The organism is Chloroflexota bacterium, assembly GCA_018648225.1.
Classification (GTDB): Bacteria; Chloroflexota; Anaerolineae; order Anaerolineales; family UBA11858; genus NIOZ-UU35.
The window spans coordinates 1-19,336 of record JABGRQ010000050.1 but is presented as its reverse complement, the minus strand read 5'-3'; the positions used below and the strand labels follow the sequence as shown (position 1 = coordinate 19,336).

Genomic DNA, 19,336 nt, shown 5'->3' with positions numbered 1-19,336 from the left:
TCCTTTCGTGACCCCATATTTGCTGTCAACCCCCTGAGTTCCCAAAGAGCCAGAATTATGAGCCGTAAAAAAACACTCCACCCCCTCCTACGAATTTTTCTGTCTTTCGCGTTTGTTGCCGCGATTGTGCTGGGCTATCTGCTCTTCCAGTGGTATCAACGCAGCGGTCAGCGCACTACACACCTGTGGGATTGGCTACGCGACCCCGCCGAACATAGCGAGTGGGCCGTAGCTGCCGGGCAACAATGCGCCGATGCGCCCTTCGCCTTCCCCACAGATGGCTATATCGGCTTTCTGTGGGACGATTCCTTCCGACCCGGCCACCGGCACCAGGGCATTGACATCTTCGGCGGGCAGGATGTCGGCATCACGCCCGTCTATGCGGCATATGGTGGCTATCTCACGCGCCTGCCGGAATGGAAATCATCGCTCATCATCCGCATTCCCAGCGACCCGTTGAAGCCATCTCGCCAAATCTGGACCTATTACACCCATCTCGCCGACAGCGGCGGATTCTCTTATATTGAACCCGATTTCCCGCCGGGCACATCTGAGCTATGGGTTGAAGCTGGAACAATGCTGGGCTATCAGGGCAACTACTCTGGCGACCCCAACAACCCTACCGGCGTGCATCTGCACTTTTCGATTGTGCTGGATGACGGACTGGGCAAATTCCGCAACGAGCTAAAAATCCAGAATACTCTCGACCCATCACCCTACTTTGGCATGACGCTGAATGCCAACGAAAATCTGGGGGAAATTGTGTTATGCGAGGAAAATCAATAACGGTTGCAGGTTGAAAGTTGAAGGTTGAAAATTGTTCAGTCCCTAACCTTCAACCTGTAACTTTTAACTTTCAACGATAAGATTATCAATCAACCGCGTCCGCCCCACTCGCGCCGCCATTGAAAACAAAGCCCGTTCAACTTCGCCATAAAGTTCTTGCAGCGTATCGGGATGCGCGCAAGAAATGTATTCCAGATCCGCCAGTGGCTCGGCGTTGACAATCTCGGTAACGAGGGCGCGCAACGTGTCGGCATCGCGCTGTCCGGCGTGGAAAGCGTCTTTAGCGGCGTTCAAAGAACGTGAAAGCACCGTAGCAGCCTGGCGCTGCACCGGGACAAGATAGGCGTTGCGGCTGGAAAGCGCCAGCCCATCGGGTTCGCGCACAATCGGGCAGACAACAATCTCAATGGGGAAATTCAAATCCTGCACCATGCGCCGAATAACAATCGCCTGCTGGGCATCTTTCTGCCCAAAATACGCCTTCTGCGGCTGAACGCCGTTGAAAAGTTTGGCGACTACGGTGGTCACACCGCGAAAATGCGTCGGGCGGCTGGCGCCTTCAAGCACTTGCGTCACCTCATCCACAGTCACCCAGGTTTGGAAGTTTTCACCGTACATCACTTCGGGCGTGGGCGTCCATAACAGGTCTACGCCCGCTTCTTCGAGCAAGCGTGAGTCGCGTTCCAGATCGCGGGGGTACGAATCCAAATCTTCGGTGGGGGCAAATTGAGTGGGATTGACAAAAATACTCGCCACAACTGAGGCACTTTCTTCGCGGGCGCGCCGCGCCAGCGAGAGATGGCCTGCATGCAAATAGCCCATCGTGGGTACAAAACCTACGGGGCCAGGGAGTTTTGCGCGTTCAGCGCGCAGTTCGGGGATTGTGGTCACAATTTTCATGGTTCAGTTCCAGGTTAAAAGTTGGCAGATTAAAGGTTAGTTTTCAGGCGTCCGTCTTCCATCCCCCGTCAACGATTTGACCAACTGCCACAGGGTACGGTTCACAGGCGCGGGTACGCCAAGTTCAAGGGCAGCTCGCGCTACTGCTCCGCAAATAGCATCAATTTCGGTGGACGCGCCGCGCTGGATGTCTTGCAGCATCGATGAGCGGTTTTGCGCCGTGCGACGGGCAACATTTTCTGCCGCCACGACGGGGTCAGCGAAGGGCAAGGTTACACCGCGAGCAGCAGCTACAGCCGCGACTTCATGGGCGACGGCAGACATTAATTGACGGGCTTCGGGGCGTTGCAATAGCTCACCATTGGTGATACCCAACAAGGCGGTCAACGGGTTGATAGCGGCGTTGACCGCCAATTTACCCCAAATCAGTGCGTCTACATCGGGGACAATTTTTGTAGAAAAGTTGGCCTGTTCAAAGAGCGTAATCAGCGGATCGACGGCAGGATTCGCTCCCAATGAGATGATTCCCTCCCCGCCAGGACGCACATGACCCGGCCCGAGCAGGGTTGCCCCGGTGGTGGTAGAGCCTAGCTCTACGCGTGATTCACCGAGCACGTCCGCCAGGATTTCACGGTTGCCCAGGCCGTTCTGCAAGCTCAGAGCGATGCCCTGCGGATGCAGGCATTCTGCCAGTTGACGCGCGGCCCGCTCTGTCTGCCACGCTTTGACCAGCACCAATGCTAGCCGCGTTCCGACACATTCAGCGGGATCGTCAGTGGCGCTTACGGGGATAGAACGCTCTCCACCTTCAGAATCCGCTAACCGGATGCCGCGTGCCTGAATTGCAGCAATCCCCTCGGGCCAAGTACCCAGCATGGAAACAGAAGCACCTGCGAGCGCGATCCGTGCCGCGAAGAGATTGGCGAGCGCGCCAGTTCCGACAATCAAAATGGTTGAAGGTTGCATGTTGAAAGTTGAAGGTTTAACTCGTCAGGCTACTTCATCCAGAAATAATTGCCATTCGCCATCCGCCATTTCGACGGTGTGCGCTTCAGCGGGGAAAGTTCGATGCTCGACATCGGCTTTGTAGGCGCGGAAGGCGGCTTCCATTTGTTCGTAGAAGTTGGCGTACCGTTTGACAAAACGCGGCGTGAAACGTTCGAACAGGCCCAGCAGGTCGTGGGTAACCAGTACCTGCCCATCACAGCCCGCTCCAGCGCCAATGCCAATCGTGGGGATTTCGAGCCGCTGGGAGACAAATTCGGCCAGCCGCGCCGGAACGGATTCAAGTACGATACTGAAGCAGCCCGCATCTTGCAATAACAACGCATCTTCGAGCAGGCGTTTGCCCGCCGATGCGTTGCGCGCCTGCGCACGCATCCCGCCCAATTGATGTACGCTCTGCGGGGTCAGGCCGAGATGCCCCTGCACGGGGATGCCCGCCCCCACAATGGCACGCACCGTCTCAATGCGCTCGCGCCCACCTTCGAGTTTAATGGCGTCCATCCCGGCTTCTTGCAAAAATCGTCCGGCGTTGCGCACGGCGTCGTTCACATCGGCCTGATACGACATAAAAGGCATATCGCCGATGAGCAGAGCGTAGCGCGCCCCGCGGGCCACGGCGCGGCAGTGATGCAGCATATCGTCCATTGTGACCGGGAGGGTGTTTTCGTAGCCAAGTACGACCATACCCAGCGAGTCGCCAACGAGGATCGAATCGACGCCAACGCGATCCAGCGCCACGGCAGTGGGATAGTCGTAAGCCGTCAGCGTGGTGATGGGTTCGCCACGTTGTTTCTTTTGCGCAAACCTGCGCGTGGTTATTTTTTTGCGTTTCGTGGGGGAATCAACAGATATTGTAGACATGGTACCCTCCTTTTGGGGTAGGGGCTGGGGTAGTGCAGATAGCAAATGGCGGTTAGCAATTATTTGTCGGTGTCCGTCCCGGCTGCAAAAGCAGTACGGGCGAAAAAAGCCGAAAATAATGAATGCAGGGGCCAGGCCCTTATTTTCGAGACATTCCTAAAGTAGCCCTTTCACTCTCGGAGATGAAGGCAATTTCGAGGGCGTTGCGCTGGGCTTGATGAATTTGTGCCTTGCTCAAGCCCGCGGCGGGGGCAGCGACGTTGTATTCGTAGGCCAGGTCAATGGCGCTGATGCCGGGGTCGTCGGTGTTGAGGGTCGCCAGCAAGCCCTGCTCCAAGAAGCCGCGCATGGGATGGCTGGCAAGATCGGGAACGGTGGTAGTTTGCAAATTACTGGTGAGATTGGCTTCAATGCCGATGGCGTGTTCGCCCATATACTCGCGCAGAGCCGGATCATGCATCGCCGCTACGGCATGACCAATACGCGTGGCGCCCAAATCCTTAATCGCCTGCCAGATACTTTCAGCGCCAGCGGATTCTCCAGCGTGGACGGTGATCTGCCAGCCAGCATCGCGGCCTTTTTTGAAATGCTCAACAAATAAATCGCCAGGGAAATTGGCTTCATCACCCGCCAGATCAAGCGCCACCAAATGTTCTTTTTGCGTAAGCAGCGCGTCAAGTTCTTTCCAACCCGCTTCCGGGCCATAGGTGCGGCTGATAATACCGGTAAGGTTTACTTGAATATCAAAATCGCGGCGACCTTGTTGAACTCCATCTACAACTGCAGCGACCACACCTGCGGGATCAAGTTTGTGAGGTTCGGCCATAAACACCGGGCTGAAGCGCAACTCAATATAATTTATGCCCTCATAACAGGCATCCGCTACATTTTCATAGGCCACGCGGCGGCAGGCATCATAATCGGCCAAGACACCCACCATCCACTCGAACTTGGCGAGGAAAGCCATCACACCGGGCTGCGGTTCCATCACCTGCACATATGGGCGCAGGGAATCCACATCCCAGGCCGGAAGTGGCAGGTTGTGCTGCCTACCCAAATCCAAAATCGTCTCCAGGCGGATGCTGCCATCCAGGTGGCGGTGCAAATCAATGAAAGGGAAAGATGAATTGATCATATTTACAAAAATCAACCACAGATTTTTTTCTTTTTATTTATCCGTGTATATCTGCGTTTATCTGTAGCTACTCTTTAGCGTTAAAAGTATTCATACTATACCCCCAAATGGCCTCATAATCAAGGTAAATCTGGGACGGTAGCCCAGTCATCACCCAACACCACAACTACATCAACTGCGCTGCCATATTCATAGTTGAACTGAATGTGGCGCGTGTCTACATCAAATAAACCCATGAGATATTGCATCGTGTAGGGTCGTCCCACATGAGCTACCAGAGTCGTGCTGGTGTAGCGTTCATCTAGTTCGCGAGTTTCCACCACTATTGCGCCCTGTGTGCGCAAATAATTCGCCGTGCGCTGAGTCAGTTCCGGATCGTTGCTGCCATTCCACACTGCAATGGAGGCGCCCTCCTGGGCAAGCAAATCCAGTGGATTACCTGCGGCCAAAGGTGATAGCGAACCCGATGTGTCGAAAATTTCATCGCGCAACACACGAATGCGATCCGGGTATGGGACAAGAATGCTCAAATTATTCGGCGACCAACCAAAGGCCACGTAATTGATGTCGATCACCCCCTGGCGAATATTCTCCCTGGGTACCTGGGCAGCCACCGCGGCCAATCGCAGCATTTCATCCAACTGTATATTGGTTTTGATCCCCGCGGCCAACTCCGTATACAGGGTGGGCGCTTTGCTAATCAACATTGGCAGCAATTCAAGATCAAGAATACGGTCACGGATGCCCATAATCACCTGCTGCTGACGACGGGCACGAGCAAAGTCGCCATCACCCTGGCTGCGATTGCGCGCATAGGCCAACGCTAACTCACCGGGCAAGGTTTGCACGCCAGGCTGCAAATAGCGCGTATTATCATCGCCCAGCGGATCAATTTTGATGCGTTCCGGAATATCCAGCTTGACACCGCCGAGTTCGTCAATAAAACGGATAAAGGCATCGAAGTCGACCACCGCATAGTAGTGGATCGGCACCCCGATGACCAGTTCCACGGTTTGCACAGACAAGCCGGGGCCACCATAAGCGTGGGCTGTGTTAATTTTGGCGTGTCCTACCCCGGGGATGGCCGCCCAAAGATCACGCGGAATCGAAAGTACACCCGCAGTCTTGGCGACGGGATCCATCGTCAAGAGGATCATGGTATCCGAGCGGGAGGGGCCAACCTCATTAGCCCAATCGCGATAATCAAGACCCATCAATAAAATCGTGACACGCTCAGTGCCATTCCACGGGACGAGGGTCGGCGTAATTTCAAGGGTCTGGCTGGGCAAAGGTAGCGGCGTAGGGCGGTCGGGGGTGAGGGCATCAGGCGCTTGCGTCTCGGCAACATCGGTAGAGAGAACCGGTTCAAATCGGGGCAGTTCAGGAATCGCAGTGTGATAATTCTGTGTGTAGCTAAATTCGCGGCTCACCGAATAGGTTACAAAGCCAGTCACGAACATCAATACAATTAACGCCATGCTCCAGGCCACCCAGGAGAGGCAGGCAGAGCGAGATTTAGCAGGTGTTTGTTGGCGTGATCTTGTCATACTAAAAACTACGGAACAGGCGTATCGCTTGGGGGAATCGGCGTATCACTCGGCGGGATCGGTGTATCACTTGGCGGAATAGGCGTATTACTCGACAGGATCGGTGTATCGCTTGGTGAGATGGGCGTATCACTCGGCAGGATCGGTGTATCACTTGGCGAAACGGGCGTATCGCTCGGCAGGGCCGGTGTATCGCTTGGCGAAACGGGCGTATCGCTCGGCAGGATCGGTGTATCACTTGGTACCCCGGACAGTGTCGCCGATGGCCCTGGCAGAGGAGTCAGTGTGACCGTATTCGTCAAAGTAATCGATGGCGTCAGAGTCATGGTCTGTGTGGGCGGCGAACAAATATTCGCTACATGCGTCAATGTCAGCGGCAAATCTTCATCAGCGCCGCCAAATTGCAACGCTAATTCGTACTGTCGCTGGGCTTCGCACCAGCGTCGCTCAGCGGCCAGTTCTGCGCCATAGTGCAACAGCGACATGCGGTAACGCCACCCGGCGCTGGAGCCGGTGCCATCGCGCAAACCCGGCACAGAGGCGGCAACTTGCGAAAAATAGTAAACAGCTTGTTCTGGATACGCTTGCCAAAACCCCAAACCGGTTAAATATAATCTCGCCCAGCCGCGGTACACCGTGGCCTGATAATCCAAAGGGCCAATTTTTTCTGCCAGCGAAAGATCATAAAGCCCCCCTTCCAGGTCACCGAGTTTCAAAATGCGCTGCTCGCCGCGATTGCGCAGAGCAGCAAAAAGGCTGTCATCCACTTCAACAACGCGATAGGTCAAATCTTCGTTGCGTAGTGCAATCAATGCCGCAACCGCGCCATCCCAGTCGCCTGCTGCCAGCAGGGATTGGGCGCGCTGAAAGATGGATTCAACTCCGCTGGGGTCGCGCGTGGGTGTCAGCGTGATGGTGGGGCTTGGCGGCAGCGTAGGCGGCAGCGATGAAAGCGTCGGCGTAGCGGTTGTATTTAGAATTTGCAAAATTTCGCTGAGATACTCCCAGGCATCTGGATAATCTTCGGGGGCAAAGGCCACCACATATTCCAGACGCTGACGCGCCGACTCATAACTTCCAACCTGATAATCTTCCAGCCCTAATTGATATTGCTCGTCAATTGCATCAGCATTCGGTGCAATTACCTCGTTTGCGGCCAAAACCGCCCCGTGCTGATACCCCGCCCAAGCGCCAATAAAACCGATCAACATCAGCAAAACAAGCGCCAACCCTGCCAGCAGAATCTTGTTCGCGGCAGATTTTGGCGCTTGTTGGGATGTTTTGCGTATTGAAGGAGTAGACATATTTTTACAGGGCTAGCCGCAAAGCGTATAAAAGTTCACATTTTGCGGAATAAGTAGGTCACACCGCCAAGCAGCGCATATATTAAACCCAGCGTCACCAGCACAAACTTGGGTACAGCGCACGCGGCAGCGATCAAAGCCCAGGGCTGGGCGGGCGCCACGAAGAGCATCACCAACAGGGAAATATTCTCTACTGTATCCAGCAGGCCAGCCAGAATCAACCCCCAGGCCAGCCAGCGCCCCACGGCGGCGAATTTCAACATTTTTCGGGAAAACGTATCGGCGGCCATAATGCAGCCCAGGCCAATGGCTGCTGCATATAGAGGGATAAAGAGAAAATCCAGCCCCTGAATGAATGCGGCACGCTCGCGGGCAACAGAATCCCAACTGGCAAGGATGCTTTCCACCATGGGGGTGGTTGCCGCCAATTCAAAGGATACAATCCCCGCGGGAGCCGCATCGCTGGTCAGCGGGGATCCTGTCAGCACGAAAATCGCCTCGACCAACAATGTCAGCGCAACCAATGCCCAAAATACGCGCTGGCGGCGGCTCACCGTAATTTGTTCAAATGGATGTTGCATAGATTGTGCCTCCATCAGACAATTTGTCAATTATAATACTGAAAGAATATAATTGCTCAGGCTTCACTTTCGCAGAAAGTCATCCCTGATCGAAAGTAAATTTAATGCAAAGGAGATTATACATGAAGCGGGTCACAAATTTCTTAACCGGCCTGATCTTTGGGGCATTGCTCGGTGGCATGATCACCTTGTTGCTGACGCCCTCCTCAGGCGATGAATTGCGCACACAGCTTCAAGCGCGTGCCCAAAGCATTCAGGATGAAGTTAAAACGGCTGCGGCTGAGCGGCGAGCTGAACTCGAAGAACAACTCTCCAACCTGCGCAAACCAGCGTAAAAACAAAAAAGGGCGTGTGATAACCGCATCACACGCCCTTTTTTGTTTCGAGTTATATTTAGCGCGTCAGTTCAAAACGATAGGCCGCCCGCTGGCGAGTGTGGCGGGTTGTTCCTGAAACTACAAAGATGACTTCATCCACGTCGCCGCCAATTTCGACCGGAATCGCAACAGCGTTATCCAAGCCCAGCGGAATCATCTCGACCGTAGTCGTATCGCCAACCGTAATCATCGCCAGCCGAAAGGTTTGGGGGAGCTCATTGCGAATGCGCACAAAGCCGGCTGTCTCCCAACCACCGGAATCACCTTCGAGGTCGGTTGAGTAGCCCACTTCGGGGATAGCAATATCATCGAGCATAAAACCCTCCCCATTAACGGCCGCATCGGTCACATATTCAAATCTTAATTGCACCTGTTGACCGGCAAACTGCGAAATATCCACTTCTTCTAAAATCCATTCGCCATCCAACCCGGAAAGCCCGTTGTAGCTCCAGCCATAACTATTGCCGGAGGGGTCTTCCGCCGTGCCAGAGGGAGTTTTTAGAATTTCCCAGTTTTCGCCATCCAGCGAAGCTTCGAGATAGACATAATCATAATCGGCTTCGATGTCGTACCAGGTCTGATACGTAAGGGTCAGCGGGCCAGTGTGATCGCTAAAATCGAAACTGCGCGTGAGGGTCATATCCGACTCATCGCCCTTGTTCGACCAGAAAGCATAATCGCCCGAGTACGGATCGGCAGGTAACACGCCCACCACTACACTACCCTCAAAATACAGATTATACGTTCCGCTGCAAGCAATGCGATAATAATCCACCCCATACTGGCTGACATCGCGCGTCAACACTTCAGAGGGGCAGGTGTATACGCTCTCGGTGACCGAGGTTGATGGCGCGCCGGGGTAATTGGCGTACGTATAACGGCCATCGGCCACCTTTTCGTCTTGTAAATAGGAGGCCAACACCCAATCGGCAAAAAAATCGTCGGCGCTGATCGGTTCATTCGTGAGCGAATCGTGAATACCTAATTCTTCCAGTACAGCGTCAACGCTCTTCATGCCGTTATCGGGATGCGCCACCAATGCCTGGGTGGCTTCCTCGCCAAAGCGATTGAGGAAATAATCTACAAACAGGAAGCCTGCCCCATAGTGCGGGCCAGTAGCGCCTGAATCATTCGGCCAATCGTTGAGTTGCAAATCGGGGTTGCTGGTGTAGGAATAATCGAAACCGCCAACATCATAGCCATTGATAAACGCGGCCAATTCTGAAAAACCCTCATTCAGCCAGGATGACTCGTTGCGGTCGCGGTACCAGTGAATCATATGCTGAAATTCGTGCGCCAGAACGCCCAGAGTGAAATCGCCAGAAAGGTTCAGGTTATCGGAATTGAGCACAAAGGCCTCATGCGCGTTGGAATATTCATGCGCCAGCGGGTGATATTCATCCGCCGAAGAAAAATATCCCGCCAAGCCCCAGCCTAACCCACTGGCATAGATAATATACAAATGCGGGTCATTATCCACACCGGGACTCCATTCGCTGCCAAAGAATTCGCGATTGCGCGGGTAAATCTCTCGCTCAAAGGTTTCAACCAACGCTGCGACTTCATCAGCTTCAAAAATCACTCCATCTTCAATCCAGAAATAGACATGCTCGGTGACATATTGCAAAGTGACATCAACCTGAAAACTCTCATTCGTATCCACATTGGTGAGCCACATTACATCTTGTTCGCCGATCTGATACTGTGGAGGGGCAGCCACCGTCAGGGGGACATTTTCCTGCCCGCCAAGACGCTCAGCCAGTTCAAGCATATCGTTGACGGGGACAACCGCTTCTTCCAGCGTTTGCAGGGTTTCGTGTTTCCAATCAGGCGCAGCGAACTCGGCCTGAGGCTGATTCTGCACCCCGGGCGTGGCGTTTGCCTCCAGAGTTTGGTCCGCGGGTTGGGGGGTCTCCTGCGGGGTGGGGCGCAGCACAACCGGGGTGGCCGTATCCGGACCAGTTGACCAATCTACATTCCCATCTTGCTGATACAGTCCAAAAACCGCCGCACCGCCGATCAACACCAGGCATAGGCAAGCACACAACAATAGCACCAATATAACAACAATAACGATAATCAGGGTTTTATTCATGAGGCAAAATCCTTAAGAAAAACGACCGCGGGCCGCCAACCGTAGAAAATGGTCGGCCATCGGTCGGACTCAGTCATCGGCGGTCAAACCTTCCCGTAGTAGCGCCAACGCATAATCATTTTGATAAAGAATTCTGTAACCGGGTAATTCGTCGGCATAGGCATCGCCGTAGAATTTTTGCCAGGCGCGCATTTGGTCTGGGTCAACCGCGTTTTCAACCGCATCGGGTTGGGTAAACTCTAACACATAATTCATTTCCAGCAACAGCACATCGGGCTGGTTTTCGTTGATGTAATCGTAAGTTGCCAGCTTCCATTTCATCAGCACATCGTAGTTCGACTTGGGCGGCACATAAGCGGTCAGATCACGGTAGATCACCAAAGGCTCATCGGCAAGCCCCATCCCGGTTAAGCGCGCTTCCACTTCGTGATAGAAAGCAATGCTCTCGGAACGCTCTTCTCGGTAGAGAATATCCGTGTAAATTTTGGCATCCTGCTGAAGATACAAGCCAAACTGAAAAGCAAGTAACAGCAGTGGAAAAACCACTGAGACACGAAGAATACGGAGTTTTTCCATGAGGGCCACAGAGGAGCTTTTCGTGTTCTCTGTGGCTCCGCGACTATTCTCCTCCGGGAAAAGATGCACCAGCCCTGATGCAAAAGGAATCGCCATCGGCAGGTAATACAGCGGGCGCACGGTTGAGCCGCCCACGGCCCAAAAGTAGGGAATGGAAAAAGCTAAAATCATCACATTGATAAAGCGGTAGCGCGGCGAACGCACTCCCTGGATCAGCCCGGCCAACATCAGCAGCAGCGTGAACCACTGCCCGTAATATGGCCAGATGATGCGTTGAATCTTTTCCTTTGTGAGATTCCAGTCGGCGTATTGGGTGTAATAGCCGCTACGCGTCTGAAAAATAAGTTGCTGCTGCCGGGCGAGAATTTCTGCCCGGGTTTGGGGAATAAGCAGCAATGGATTCGAGATCACCAACCCCAGGGCCATCACTGCTACGAAGAAGAACGCCGCCCATAGAGCGCGGCGAAGTTCCAGTTTTTGATCTTTCAATCCCCAAAGAATATACAGCGGAACCGCCAGTGCAAAAAATGCCCCGGCAAATTTGACACTCACGCCCATGCCACACAGCACCGCGGCAAGATAAAAATAGCGTCTAAAGCGGAAATCATCTCTGCGTAGAAAATAGAAAGTGAGCACAATCAGCAAAATCGACAGGCTATCCGGGTGCCACCAGAGATTATTCAACACCGCCGCGGGAAACGCCAACAGAAACGCAAATAGCCCCAGAATTTTCGCGGTAGATTTGCGTTCGGTTTGCATATCCACCATCAGGGCCACAGAGAAAATCATTGGCAGCACGCTGACCATTTGCCGAAGAATCAGCATAATGGTGGCCGAATCCTGCCCCCAGGCAGCACCGACAATGATCCGGTAAGGCAGCAACATCAACGCCGAGAACAGGTAGAAGGGATAACCGTAATCGTAGTGCAAATAGACAACGAAACGGCGCAGGGTCTCGAAAATGGTGTCGCCCGGGCTGAGCATGCGCAGAACGTGCTGGTATTGGGCAAACTCGTCCTTCTCGAAAATCGAGAGCATATTCCAATCCTGCGCGCCAGTCAAATTGGGGAAGATCATCAGCGAGAAATAAACCAGGCCGATGATGAACATTCCCCAGATGGCAATGCGTGGAAATTTATTCTGCACCATAACGCGTCTCCAGCCGCAATAAGAAAATCAACGCAAGGGCGCAAAGGAACTAAGCCGCAAAGGTCTTGATATTTTTTTTTGCGTCCTGGAACCTTGTGGCTTTGCGTTAGCTTTTTTTTCCATGCACCTGCACGCTGGCTGTGATTAGCCCAAAGACAATCCACATATTGGGGATGGCAAAGGAATCGACTGAGAATCCCACCCCCAGGAAAACTACCAGCGAGAGCAGCCCGGCCAAACCCCAGTAGCGCGGATCGCGTTCCGGAGCGAGGAATAGATACAACGCCGCGCCCAAGACGGCCACCACAAAAGCCACAAAGGCCGCCGAACCCATCAAGCCGGTCTCGGCGAGAATACGGGCGAACATATTCTTGGGCACTACCAACCGGTTGCGTCCCTCAGCGGGGGTAAATTTATACACCAATTCTGGGGTCGGGTACAGCGGACGATCCGTAAGCGTCTCTTCAAAGTAAAACGTGTAATTGCCCAGCCCAATCCCCATCCAGGGATAATCTTCGTAAATGTGGTAGGCCGTCTCCCAATAGGCTATGCGCTGGCTGACCGCAATATACTGCGCATACGAGCCAGTGGCGTTTTCATCTGTCCAGTAGCTCCACAAACGCGAGAAATAACGATTGCGCGAGCCAAAGGCAAACACTACCGCCAGCAAGACGGTCAGCATCAACCCTACTTGTAGCAAACGCCGCGCAATCCCGCGCCAGTTCAAGCTGCGGCCGGGTTTTCGTCCCCCGCGAAATAAAAATGCCAGCACTAATTGCAATGCCCACAGCACATAACCGGTGCGCGAGTAGGTATAGACCAGCACAAACGAAGCCCAGCCCAGCAGCAACAATTCCACGGTGAAAAAACGCCAACGCCAGCGAAAGGCCGAATAGCCCGACATGACTGCGGCGAACAGCCAGGGCATCAGCAAAAAGGTGATCTGCTCGGCGAACCAGTTGGGTTCATAGGTCATGCCGGAGATACGCGTTTCAAACAGGCCGCGCACGGAGAAGAAGCCCTGCAAATATTCAATCAGGTCGAAATATTCGGGCGTGTAGAACAGAATATAACCAATTTGTACACAACCCCACAGCAGGGCGATGCCAAATCCGGCGTAGAGCCAGCGCAGGGCAAAGCGTAACTCATCGGCGGTGCGGGGGATGACGGCCACGGTGATATAAAAGGCTACGCCCAATAATAGCGTTGCGGTCATACGCACGGCTCGCGAGGACACACTGATGCCAATGTCCGGATCAATGCCGCGAGTATAGGCCAAAACGGTACTCGCCAGCGCCACCAACACAAAGGCACCCAAGGGCAAAGCTGTGCGCGGCGTGGAATGCGTAAACAACCGCGGCAGGGTGTAAATCAGCAGCAGGAGGAATAACGGATAGATGGATAGCGGGCGCACTTCAGTGCGCCCACCCACGCCGCCCGGAAAGTAGGGGAAGCTGGTGACCGGTAAAGTGAGCAGGAACAGCGCCCAAAGGGTTTTCTGCACTTGTTCCACTCGTTTCTCTCGCGGCAACCATACTCGCCATGCTTGAAGCACTATTCTTTCTCCCTGGGAGTGCTGCGCGCCAACGCGAAGAGCAGCCAAATCAATAAAGCGATAAACCCACCCACAAGCATCAACAACCCTGCCGGGCGCACATCTTCCACGGTAGGAGCAATCTCTTCGGGCAAGCCGAGGCTCAGGTTCGCCGAGAGCGCCAGACTTAGTTCTGCTTCGCGGGTGTAGTCCGCGGCCAGTTCATCGTATTGCGCTTCGAGGGCATCCGCACGGGCGGGCAGATCGTCCAGGTCGGCCTGAATCAAAGCGCGAAAATCATCGAGCCAGGCCAGAACTTCGGCAGAATCCGCCCCGGGGGCAGGAATCGCTTCGAGTAACAATGACCAACCCGCTCCCCAGTCGGCGGCGCGGGCAGCCTGGGCCAGAATCAGGCTGCGGGTATAGGCATCCACCTGATCGGTGGCTTCCACATCCTGACGCAATTTTGAGAGATTCAAATCAATCTGCGCCAACAACTCCTGGCGAATTTCCATCTCAGCCAGTTCGGCAGCGAGCGGAACCATGCGGGTATCGAGCGCAACAACCTGGCGGGCATGGCTGATGGCTTCGTTGACACGCGCATCAATCACCACAGCCCAGGCCTGCACGAGTTGGTCGGCGTGTTCCGGGCTGGCGGCTTCAGCGGCCAGATGCCAGCGCCCGGCGTTGCGCCAGGAGCCGCGCAGCATGGGGTGAAGGTCGGCGGGGGTGAAATCAAGCCAGTACGAGTCTTTCGCCTGCAACACGGCGAGCGTGTCGATGAGAAATTCATCGCCGCGAACCATCTCGTTGAGTTGGGCCATATTCCAGTTTTTATAATCGTCCAGATTGCGAAACTCATCCTGCGCCACGCCAACAATATAGCGATCGCGCGGGCCGCGGTAGGCATCAATACCCAAATAAAGATCAAGATTTGCGCGGTAATCGGGCGTGAGCAACTTGCTTACTCCCCAACCCAGCAGCGCCCCAACCAGAAACGCCAACGCCACAAGATACCAGCGATGAGTGAGGGCAAGGATGTAGTCTCGTAGATTCCAGTCTTCCACCATGCAATCTCCAGTGATAAAAAATTAACGCAAGGACGCAAAGAAATTAAGGCGCAGAGATTTTTTATACTTTTCTTTGCGTCTTCGCATCTTCGCGTCTTTGCGTTAGACATCTTCAATCCATCATGGGGACGATTTTACCCGATTTTGATCGCTTCTAACACGTGCTGATAAACCTGCAAAGTGGCACAGTTAATTTTCTCATGGGTGAAGCGTTCCAGCACCACCTGCCGCCCGGCTGCGCCCATTTTCATACGCCGGGCCGGGTCTAAAACCAACTCTTCGATAGCCCAGGCCAGAGTATAAGGGTCATTCGGCGGCACGAGCAGACCATTGTGCTCATGCTGAAGCACAGAGCGGCAGCCAGGAATATCACTGGCAATGATAGGACGTCCACAGGCAGCAGCCTCAATCAGAGCGGTAGGCACACCTTCGCCGTACATGGTCGGCAGAGCAATAAGATGTGCCTGGGCATAAATGCGCTCCATATCATGCTGCCAGCCCCACCATTCGATGATGCCCTCGCGGTGCCAGGCGCGCAGCATATTGGGCGTCAACGAGGCCGGATTGCCAGGGTCTGGCCCACCAACCAGCACCATACGCACCTTCAAGCGCTCTCGTAAAATGCGCGCGGCTTCGACGAAAATGCCCACGCCTTTATCCCAAAGTGTGCGCGCCGCCATCAGTACAATCACTGGGCCGTGCGGCTCGGATGTGGGGGCAAAGCGCTGCGGGTCTGTGCCGACGCCTTCAATTAGCCAAGCGCGTGATGGGGGGGTAAATCTTTGCTCGGAAAAATAATCTCGATCGGCCTGATTCTCGAAAATTACCGCAGCAGCGTTTTTTTGCATAACGCGCCGATAAAGGGGACTGACCATTAACCGCAGACTGCGGGCAAGCCAATCGCCTCCTTGAAAAACATAGCCGCGGCCCGAAATCGAGTTGACCACACCGGGGATGCCGGCCCACCCCGCGGCGAAAGAGCCGTACAAAACCGCTTTGATGGTGTGATGATGCACCAGATCGGGCTGCTCGCGGCGGTAAATCCGCACCAAATCGAGCAACGAAATCAATTCCATCCAGGGAGCTATGCTGCGGCGGCGCAGAATCCACGGCTGCCAGCGGAAACCTGCATCCTGAAGGCGAACTGCGAAATCCCCCGGGGGGGATACCAGCGAAACGTCAAAGCCTTGTTCCCGCAGTTGGTGAATCAGCGCGTAACGGAAATTGTATAGATACCAGTCGGTGTTGGCGGCGAGGATGATTTTGGGCATGGGGGACAAGTACGCAGGTTGGCAAGTTGAAAGTTATTGGTTGGATTTTATCGCAATTGTTGGTAAAGTCGCAAAAGGCGGGCCGACATCGTACGCCAGTTGTAGGTTCGTTCGTAGGCGCGCCGGGCGTTATCGGCGAATTCGGCGTACAAAACATTATCGAGCTGCAAACGTTCCAACGCTTTAACAAGCTCTTGTCGATGCCCATATTCAACAACCAGGCCGCAATTTTCAGCCTGCACAATACGGTCAATATTCGTATCTGCGGCGACGATAACTGGTTTGCCCTGCATCATTGCCTCGAAGAGTTTGTTAGGGCTGGCACAACGATGATTCGCCAGTGCCGGGTCGTAGAGAGCCAAAACCACATCGGCAGCGGCGGTAAGGGCTAAAGCACGCTCATATGGGATACGCCCATGCCAGGTGACGTTGGGAAGTTCCTCAGACAACGCCAATATTTGATCTTCATCGCCGCCAAACCCGGCTAAATCCAAATACCATTCAGGGTGATCGGCCAACACAGCTAACACATCCAACAAGCCGCGCTCGATTTGCAGGAGGCCGACATATATGAGATTTAACCACGAAGGGCACGAAGAATCACTTAGGGCTTTTTTTTCTTTGTGTTCTTGGTGTCCACCTGTACCCTTAAGGGTATTGTGGTTAAAACTGCTAAAAGTATCTATTGGCGTATTTAAAACTACTGCCCGATTCGCGGGAACTCGCTCCCCAATCTGCGCCCAGCGGGATTCGTCTGCAACAATCAGCGCATCTACGAAACGAATAGCCCACAAATCCAGCGCACGGATGAGTGCTTTCACCCAGCCCGGCGTGGCGCGCAGATGATCGGCGTAGAAATCGAATATATCATAGACGACGCGCTTGCCGAAAAGAGCTTTACAGGCCAACGCGGGCAACACGGTATCAAAATCGCAGGCGTGAATACTATCGTAGGCGCAGCGATTTTGTATCAGCCAGCGCAAAAGCCCCCATTGCCAGCGCAGCAGCGGGGCAAAATTGCCCAGGCCATGCCCAAACTGCGCCTGGATCGGCAGGCGAATGCAATCAGCGCCGGAGATGATCTCCCGCCGCGGCAAGGCTGCGCTACGATCCCAGCCCAACAGGGTGACGCGGTAGCCAGCCTCCATCAACGTGGCAGCAGACTTCTCCACCCGCGGGTCGGGTGCGATGGGGTTAGAGCGGCAAAAAACGACGCTCATTACATTCTCCATAATGAAAAAATAAGGAAGCCAGGAAGCCAAGAAAAAATTCCTGTTTTCCTGGTTTCCTCATAAAATATCCTTTGTAGCCGATAAGTACAACTCCACAACCCCAGCCACATCCCCCAGCGCCGCCACTTGCCCACCTGACAGCCACAAGGCCCGCTGACAAAATTCCTGCACGCGCCCCATGCTATGCGAAACGAGTACAATCGTGGTGCCCTGAGACTGGAAAGCGCGCATACGCGCCAGACATTTCTCCTGAAAGGCCGTATCGCCCACAGAAAGCACTTCATCAATCAGCAAAATCTGCGGACGGATGCTGGTCGCCACGGCGAAGCCCAGGCGCGCCACCATCCCGGTGGAATAAGTGCGCAGGGGCGCATCAATGAATTCATCAATTTCGGCGAAATCCACAATGGCATCGAATTGGGTGGTAATTTCTTTACGCGGCAGGCCAATCAGCGCGCCGTTGAGAAAAACGTTTTCGCGACCGGTCAATTCTGGGTGGAATCCGGCCCCCAGTTCAAGCAGCGGAGCGGTGCGTCCACGCATCACCACACGTCCCCGCGTAGGCTTCAAAACGCGTGCCATCACCTTGAGCAGCGTACTCTTCCCGGCTCCATTGCGGCCGATAACGCCAAAACTTTCGCCGCGCTCAATTTCCAGGTTAATGTCACGCAACGCCCAAAATTCCTGATACTGCAAGCGTCCTTGTGCCCAGCGGATGGTGTATTCTTTAATGCCAGAGAGCCGTTCACGCGGCAGGCGGTATTGAATGGAGATATTTTCAAGTTTTATCATAGGCGCGATGCCCTTAATGCCTTAAAGGCGATAGGCATATTCATCTGCCTTCGAGGTAAAAAACAGCCCCCCACATAATAATATCCCCAGGGCGAATCCCAAAGCCGGGAGCCAGAAATCCCAGCCCGGCACCATACCATCCAGCAGCGGTTGGCGGAAAATTTCCACCAAATAATACAGCGGGTTATATCGAATCATCCAACGCCACTGCAGCGGGATAATCTCCGGCGGATATATTACCGGCGTGGCGTAGAGCCAGATCGTCAACAAGACATTGAAAACCGGCAGCATATCAGCAAAATAGACTGTGGCCGCGGCCAGCAGCAACCCCAGTCCGAGCGAGAATATAGCCAGTAGCAGCACCGCCAGCGGCCAAACCAGCAACGCCGGAGTGAGACGCACGCCCAATATTAGGGCAATCGCCAGCAGGGGCAATAGCGAAACCAGCAGATTGACCAAACCCGTGCCGATGGCAGCCACAGCAAAAACCGATTTGGGCACGTAGATGCGCTTGAGCAATTCGCCGCTCCATAACATCTCACCCATCGCCGCGCTGGTCGTGCTAGAGAAGAAAATCCACACGAGTTGTCCGCTGAGAACATACACGGGGAAATTGGCAATCTGGATGCGAAACAACTGCGAGAAAACCACCGTAAGTACGAGCATCGTCAGCAGCGGATTGAGCAGTGTCCACACCACACCCAAAAGCGAACGTTTGTAGCGCGTCTTCACCGATCGCAAGATGAACTGCACCACCAATTCGCGGTAGGCAATCAGGGCGCGAAGTTCTTCAACTAACGGGTGCGCGGTACGGGCTGAGTCGTAAAAATCCATAAACGAACCTTGGAGCCACAGAGTTCACGGAGTTTTCTCTGTGGGTTTTCCAAAAAAATCTCTGTGTACTCCGTGTTTTCGTGTTTGTGTTTTTTAGGGATGGAGCGCATAGAGATAGACTTCCCTCTGAGCGTAGACCTGCGTCGTGAACAGGCTGAAGAATTCTTCGCTCAGCGCGGGTGAGGCGTACACCTCGGGGCGAAATTCTGCCTCCGGGGGATAGAACAACACATAATCATACCCATTCCGGGCTAAATTTTCAGCCAGCGCGGCGGGCGTCTCGGAGT

The 19,336-nt window shown here is 54.1% G+C and carries 18 protein-coding genes; 2 read left to right on the top strand and 16 right to left on the bottom strand.

Annotated features, from left to right (window positions below; genetic code table 11):
• The first annotated feature begins 57 nt into the window (after positions 1–57).
• Entirely contained in the window at positions 58–786 is a 729-nt protein-coding gene (locus tag HN413_03105) for a hypothetical protein (GenBank protein MBT3389374.1), read from the top strand.
• A 63-nt stretch (positions 787–849) separates the two neighbouring features.
• Here the strand turns inward: HN413_03105 and HN413_03100 are convergent, their stop codons facing one another.
• The 7 genes from HN413_03100 to HN413_03070 all read right to left on the bottom strand — a co-directional run bounded on the left by HN413_03100 (position 850) and on the right by HN413_03070 (position 8,119).
• Positions 850–1,686, bottom strand: a complete 837-nt coding sequence (locus HN413_03100) for a pantoate--beta-alanine ligase (GenBank protein ID MBT3389373.1) — start codon at positions 1,684–1,686, stop codon at positions 850–852.
• Positions 1,687–1,722: 36 nt separating this feature from the next.
• Positions 1,723–2,652, bottom strand: a complete 930-nt coding sequence (locus HN413_03095; protein ID MBT3389372.1) for a 2-dehydropantoate 2-reductase — start codon at positions 2,650–2,652, stop codon at positions 1,723–1,725.
• A gap of 24 nt (positions 2,653–2,676) precedes the next feature.
• Positions 2,677–3,552 carry a 3-methyl-2-oxobutanoate hydroxymethyltransferase gene (gene panB, locus HN413_03090; protein MBT3389371.1) on the bottom strand — a complete coding sequence of 292 codons (876 nt, stop codon included), beginning with the start codon at positions 3,550–3,552 and terminating at the stop codon, positions 2,677–2,679.
• Between the two features lie 139 nt (positions 3,553–3,691).
• Positions 3,692–4,687 (bottom strand): adenosine deaminase, encoded by a 996-nt coding sequence (add, locus tag HN413_03085; protein ID MBT3389370.1) that lies wholly within the window; start codon positions 4,685–4,687, stop codon positions 3,692–3,694.
• A 119-nt stretch (positions 4,688–4,806) separates the two neighbouring features.
• Complete coding sequence (locus HN413_03080) at positions 4,807–6,234, bottom strand: LCP family protein (GenBank protein MBT3389369.1); 1,428 nt, start codon at positions 6,232–6,234, stop codon at positions 4,807–4,809.
• Between the two features lie 8 nt (positions 6,235–6,242).
• Positions 6,243–7,538, bottom strand: a complete 1,296-nt coding sequence (locus HN413_03075) for a hypothetical protein (GenBank protein MBT3389368.1) — start codon at positions 7,536–7,538, stop codon at positions 6,243–6,245.
• A 35-nt stretch (positions 7,539–7,573) separates the two neighbouring features.
• On the bottom strand, positions 7,574–8,119 hold the full coding sequence (locus tag HN413_03070) for a hypothetical protein (GenBank protein ID MBT3389367.1): 546 nt from the start codon (positions 8,117–8,119) through the stop codon (positions 7,574–7,576).
• A 122-nt stretch (positions 8,120–8,241) separates the two neighbouring features.
• On the opposite strand from HN413_03070, the gene HN413_03065 reads away from it, so the two are divergent.
• Positions 8,242–8,454: a YtxH domain-containing protein gene (locus HN413_03065; protein MBT3389366.1), complete on the top strand. Its 213-nt coding sequence runs from the start codon at positions 8,242–8,244 to the stop codon at positions 8,452–8,454.
• A 58-nt stretch (positions 8,455–8,512) separates the two neighbouring features.
• On the opposite strand, the gene HN413_03060 is transcribed toward HN413_03065, so the two are convergent.
• The 9 genes from HN413_03060 to HN413_03020 form a co-directional block, all read right to left on the bottom strand.
• The gene (locus HN413_03060; GenBank protein MBT3389365.1) at positions 8,513–10,591 is read right to left on the bottom strand and encodes a hypothetical protein; all 2,079 of its coding nucleotides are present in this window, start codon (positions 10,589–10,591) and stop codon (positions 8,513–8,515) included.
• A gap of 69 nt (positions 10,592–10,660) precedes the next feature.
• Positions 10,661–12,316 carry a hypothetical protein gene (locus tag HN413_03055; protein ID MBT3389364.1) on the bottom strand — a complete coding sequence of 552 codons (1,656 nt, stop codon included), beginning with the start codon at positions 12,314–12,316 and terminating at the stop codon, positions 10,661–10,663.
• A 106-nt stretch (positions 12,317–12,422) separates the two neighbouring features.
• Positions 12,423–13,820 (bottom strand): O-antigen ligase family protein, encoded by a 1,398-nt coding sequence (locus HN413_03050; GenBank protein MBT3389363.1) that lies wholly within the window; start codon positions 13,818–13,820, stop codon positions 12,423–12,425.
• Positions 13,821–13,870: 50 nt separating this feature from the next.
• Entirely contained in the window at positions 13,871–14,920 is a 1,050-nt protein-coding gene (locus tag HN413_03045; GenBank protein MBT3389362.1) for a hypothetical protein, read from the bottom strand.
• 134 nt (positions 14,921–15,054) lie between these two features.
• Complete coding sequence (locus tag HN413_03040; GenBank protein MBT3389361.1) at positions 15,055–16,191, bottom strand: glycosyltransferase family 4 protein; 1,137 nt, start codon at positions 16,189–16,191, stop codon at positions 15,055–15,057.
• Between the two features lie 47 nt (positions 16,192–16,238).
• Entirely contained in the window at positions 16,239–17,423 is a 1,185-nt protein-coding gene (locus tag HN413_03035) for a glycosyltransferase family 4 protein (GenBank protein MBT3389360.1), read from the bottom strand.
• 57 nt (positions 17,424–17,480) lie between these two features.
• Positions 17,481–18,215, bottom strand: coding sequence for an ABC transporter ATP-binding protein (locus HN413_03030; protein MBT3389359.1), 735 nt, complete (start codon positions 18,213–18,215; stop codon positions 17,481–17,483).
• 21 nt (positions 18,216–18,236) lie between these two features.
• Positions 18,237–19,049 carry an ABC transporter permease gene (locus HN413_03025; protein ID MBT3389358.1) on the bottom strand — a complete coding sequence of 271 codons (813 nt, stop codon included), beginning with the start codon at positions 19,047–19,049 and terminating at the stop codon, positions 18,237–18,239.
• 93 nt (positions 19,050–19,142) lie between these two features.
• Positions 19,143–19,336: hypothetical protein (locus tag HN413_03020; protein ID MBT3389357.1), on the bottom strand; the 194-nt coding region annotated here is incomplete at its 5' end.

Bases quoted from the DNA above. Each gene is read 5' to 3' on its own strand.
- HN413_03105 (MBT3389374.1), top strand. From the start codon at position 58: ATGAGCCGTAAAAAAACACTCCACCCCCTCCTACGAATTTTTCTGTCT.
- HN413_03100 (MBT3389373.1), bottom strand. From the start codon at position 1,686: ATGAAAATTGTGACCACAATCCCCGAACTGCGCGCTGAACGCGCAAAA.
- HN413_03095 (MBT3389372.1), bottom strand. From the start codon at position 2,652: ATGCAACCTTCAACCATTTTGATTGTCGGAACTGGCGCGCTCGCCAAT.
- panB (MBT3389371.1), bottom strand. From the start codon at position 3,552: ATGTCTACAATATCTGTTGATTCCCCCACGAAACGCAAAAAAATAACC.
- add (MBT3389370.1), bottom strand. From the start codon at position 4,687: ATGATCAATTCATCTTTCCCTTTCATTGATTTGCACCGCCACCTGGAT.
- HN413_03080 (MBT3389369.1), bottom strand. From the start codon at position 6,234: ATGACAAGATCACGCCAACAAACACCTGCTAAATCTCGCTCTGCCTGC.
- HN413_03075 (MBT3389368.1), bottom strand. From the start codon at position 7,538: ATGTCTACTCCTTCAATACGCAAAACATCCCAACAAGCGCCAAAATCT.
- HN413_03070 (MBT3389367.1), bottom strand. From the start codon at position 8,119: ATGCAACATCCATTTGAACAAATTACGGTGAGCCGCCGCCAGCGCGTA.
- HN413_03065 (MBT3389366.1), top strand. From the start codon at position 8,242: ATGAAGCGGGTCACAAATTTCTTAACCGGCCTGATCTTTGGGGCATTG.
- HN413_03060 (MBT3389365.1), bottom strand. From the start codon at position 10,591: ATGAATAAAACCCTGATTATCGTTATTGTTGTTATATTGGTGCTATTG.
- HN413_03055 (MBT3389364.1), bottom strand. From the start codon at position 12,316: ATGGTGCAGAATAAATTTCCACGCATTGCCATCTGGGGAATGTTCATC.
- HN413_03045 (MBT3389362.1), bottom strand. From the start codon at position 14,920: ATGGTGGAAGACTGGAATCTACGAGACTACATCCTTGCCCTCACTCAT.
- HN413_03040 (MBT3389361.1), bottom strand. From the start codon at position 16,191: ATGCCCAAAATCATCCTCGCCGCCAACACCGACTGGTATCTATACAAT.
- HN413_03035 (MBT3389360.1), bottom strand. From the start codon at position 17,423: ATGGAGAATGTAATGAGCGTCGTTTTTTGCCGCTCTAACCCCATCGCA.
- HN413_03030 (MBT3389359.1), bottom strand. From the start codon at position 18,215: ATGATAAAACTTGAAAATATCTCCATTCAATACCGCCTGCCGCGTGAA.
- HN413_03025 (MBT3389358.1), bottom strand. From the start codon at position 19,049: ATGGATTTTTACGACTCAGCCCGTACCGCGCACCCGTTAGTTGAAGAA.